Source organism: uncultured Bifidobacterium sp. (genome assembly GCF_963540075.1).
In the GTDB taxonomy this organism is placed as follows: domain Bacteria; phylum Actinomycetota; class Actinomycetes; order Actinomycetales; family Bifidobacteriaceae; genus Bifidobacterium.
This window is the reverse complement of record NZ_CAUTOG010000081.1, coordinates 1-3,420: the sequence shown is the minus strand read 5'-3', so window position 1 is coordinate 3,420 and position 3,420 is coordinate 1. Positions and strand designations below refer to the sequence as shown.

Below are 3,420 nucleotides of genomic sequence, written 5' to 3'. Positions count from 1 at the left end.
TCGTCGTCGGCCCGGAGGACACCAAGGGACGGCCCATCGGCCGCATCGTCGATGACGCGCTGCGCGGAGGCGCCACCTTCATCCAGCTGCGCGCCAAGCATTCCGACGCCTCCGAGCAGACCGCCATGGCCCGCGACATCGCCCAGATCATCGAGGACGAGGGGCTGTCCGACGACGTGGCGTTCGTCATCGACGACCGCGTGGACGTCGTCTGGCAATGCCGGCGCGAGGGCATCAAGGTCGACGGCGTGCATATCGGCCAGACCGACATGGAGCCGCGGCAGGCGCGCGCCCTGCTCGGCGATGACGCCATCGTCGGCCTTTCCGCGGAGACGGAGAGCCTCGTACGGCTCATCAACGAACTGCCCGCCGGATGCATCGACTACATCGGCGCCGGACCGCTGCACTCCTCGACCACCAAGCCCGAGGCCGTCGCCGTCGAGGATGACGGCAGCCGGCATCTGCTCACCCTCGGACTCGTCGACACCATCTCGCGCGCCAGCGATTATCCGGTTGTCGTAGGTGGCGGCGTGACCGAGCGTGACATGGCCGGGCTCGCCGCCACGGGTGCGGCCGGATGGTTCGTCGTGTCGGCGATCGCCGGCGCCGACGACCCCGAGGCCGCCACCCGGCGGATGGCGAAGGCATGGAACGCCGTCCGCGGCGAGACCCGGCACGGATACGCGCGCCGGCCCGGCACAGGTGCGGTTCCAACCCAGGCCGCATCGCGAAACACGGGGAATTCGGTCGTAACGCAGGTTGGGGACGCCGCGACCGCATTCCCCGTCACGCACGTCGGCGCTTCCTCATCGAAGCCCTTCACCAACGCACAGGAGGCCAAGGACGCGGCCCGTCTCGCCCGCCAGCAGCGCGTGGACGTCGCCGCCCGCGGCTCCTCGCAGCGCGACAAGGCCCACATCCGGCGCACCACCCGCGTGCGTTTCGAGAACCGCTTCGGCACCTACGACCTCGACGTGCCCTACACCGAGATCGCCCTCGAGGACACGCCGGCCATCGGCGACGCCGCCGAGCCCCACTCCAACGAGCCCTTCCACGACTACAACACCGAAGGTCCGCGCTGCGACCCGAAGGAGGGCCTGGAGCCCCTCCGTCTCGACTGGATCCGCGACCGCGATGACGTCGAGGAGTACGAGGGCCGGCACCGCGACCTCGCCGACGACGGCGACAGGGCCGTACGCCGCGGGCGGGCCACCAAGGAGTGGCGCGGCCGCACCCACAGGCCGATGAAGGCCTCCGGGCATCCGGTGACGCAGATGTGGTACGCGCGACACGGCGTCATCACCCCCGAGATGCGCTTCGTCGCCGAGCGCGAGGACTGCGACGTCGAGCTCGTGCGCTCCGAGCTGGCCGCCGGACGGGCCGTCATGCCCTGCAACGTCAACCATCCCGAGGCGGAGCCGATGATCATCGGCGAGCGCTTCCTCGTCAAGCTCAACGCCAACATGGGCAACTCCGCCGTGTCCTCCTCCATCGACGAGGAGGTGGAGAAGCTCACCTGGGCCACCAAATGGGGCGCGGACACGGTCATGGACCTGTCCACCGGCAACGACATCCACACCACGCGCGAATGGATCCTGCGCAACTCCCCCGTCCCCATCGGCACCGTGCCCATGTACCAGGCGCTGGAGAAGGTGGACGACGACGCCACGAAGCTGTCCTGGGAACTGTTCCGCGACACCGTCATCGAGCAGTGCGAGCAGGGCGTCGACTACATGACCATCCACGCGGGCGTGCTGCTGCGCTACGTGCCTCTCACCGCGAACCGCGTCACCGGCATCGTCTCGCGCGGCGGCTCCATCATGGCCCAGTGGTGCCTCGAGCATGAGCAGGAGAGCTTCCTGTACACGCATTTCGACGAGCTGTGCGACATCTTCGCCCGCTACGACGTGGCGTTCTCCCTCGGCGACGGGCTGCGACCCGGAAGCCTCGCGGACGCCAACGACGCCGCGCAGTTCGCCGAGCTCATGACCCTCGGCGAGCTGTGCCAGAGGGCGTGGGACCACGACGTGCAGGTGATGATCGAAGGCCCGGGGCACATCCCCTTCGACACCGTGCGCATGAACATCGAGATGGAGAAGTCGATCTGCAAGGGCGCGCCGTTCTACACGCTCGGACCGCTCGTCACCGACGCCGCGCCCGGCTACGACCACATCACGTCCGCCATCGGCGCCACGGAGATCGCCCGGTATGGCACGGCCATGCTGTGCTACGTGACGCCCAAGGAGCATCTGGGACTGCCCGACCGCGACGACGTCAAGCAGGGCGTCATCGCGTACAAGATCGCCTGCCATGCGGCGGATATCGCCAAGCACCATCCGCACGCGCAGGACCGCGACCTCGCCATGTCGAAGGCCCGCTTCGAGTTCCGCTGGCTCGACCAGTTCAACCTCTCCTACGACCCGGACACCGCCATCGCCTTCCACGACGAGACGCTGCCCGCCGAACCGGCGAAGATGGCGCATTTCTGCTCGATGTGCGGGCCGAAGTTCTGCTCGATGGCCATTTCGCAGAACATCCGCAGACGCTTCGGAGGACTCGGCGGCCAGAAGGCCGTCGTCGACGCCGTGACCGCAGGCGCGAAGGCGTACGCGGGCGTGAGCGCATGACGCAGACCGCTGACATCCAGGGTACGACGGACGACGCCGGCTCGGCGGGACGCGCGGTGCTCCGCACCACTCTTCCCGCGGTGCTCGCCATCGCCGGAAGCGACTCGTCGGGCGGCGCCGGCATCCAGGCGGACCTCAAGACCATGCTCGCCAACGGGGTGTTCGGCATGACCGCCATCACCTCGCTCACCGCGCAGAACACCACCGGCGTCACGCAGGTGGAGGACGTCTGCCCCGACATGCTCGCCGCGCAGATCGACGCCGTGTTCGCCGACATCCCGCCGGTCGCGGTGAAGATCGGCATGACCTCTCAGGCGGGGCTCATCCGCGCCATCGCCGACCGGCTCTCCGCGCATCAGGCGCATAACGTCGTGCTCGACCCCGTGATGGTCGCCACCAGCGGCGCGCGTCTCATCGACGGGCGGGCCGTCTCCGCGCTCGTCTCGCTGCTGTTCCCGCTGGCGGACGTCGTCACGCCGAACATCCCCGAGACGGAGACCCTCGCCGGACTCCCCTTCGGCTCCATCACCTCCCGCGAGGACATGAAAAGGGCCGGGACGGCATTGGCCGAACGCCACTGCTGCGCGGTGCTCGTCAAGGGCGGTCATCGCGTCTCCGACGCCGACGACGTGCTCGTCAGGTCGGACGGGCGCGCGACCTGGTTCCACGGCGAACGCATCGACAACCCCAACACGCATGGCACGGGATGCACGCTGTCCAGCGCCATCGCCTCTCATCTCGCCCTTGGGGAAGGACTGGAGGACGCCGTGCGCTCGGCCAAGCGGTATCTGTC

The 3,420-nt window shown here is 68.8% G+C and carries 2 protein-coding genes; both read left to right on the top strand.

Annotated elements, in window-relative coordinates; translation table 11 throughout:
• Nucleotides 1-2,627: phosphomethylpyrimidine synthase ThiC (gene thiC, locus RWX87_RS06705; RefSeq protein ID WP_314688824.1), on the top strand; the 2,627-nt coding region annotated here is incomplete at its 5' end.
• On the top strand, nucleotides 2,624-3,420 hold a 797-nt coding region (gene thiD / locus RWX87_RS06700; protein WP_314688823.1), incomplete at its 3' end, for a bifunctional hydroxymethylpyrimidine kinase/phosphomethylpyrimidine kinase. The genes thiC and thiD, both read left to right, overlap by 4 nt.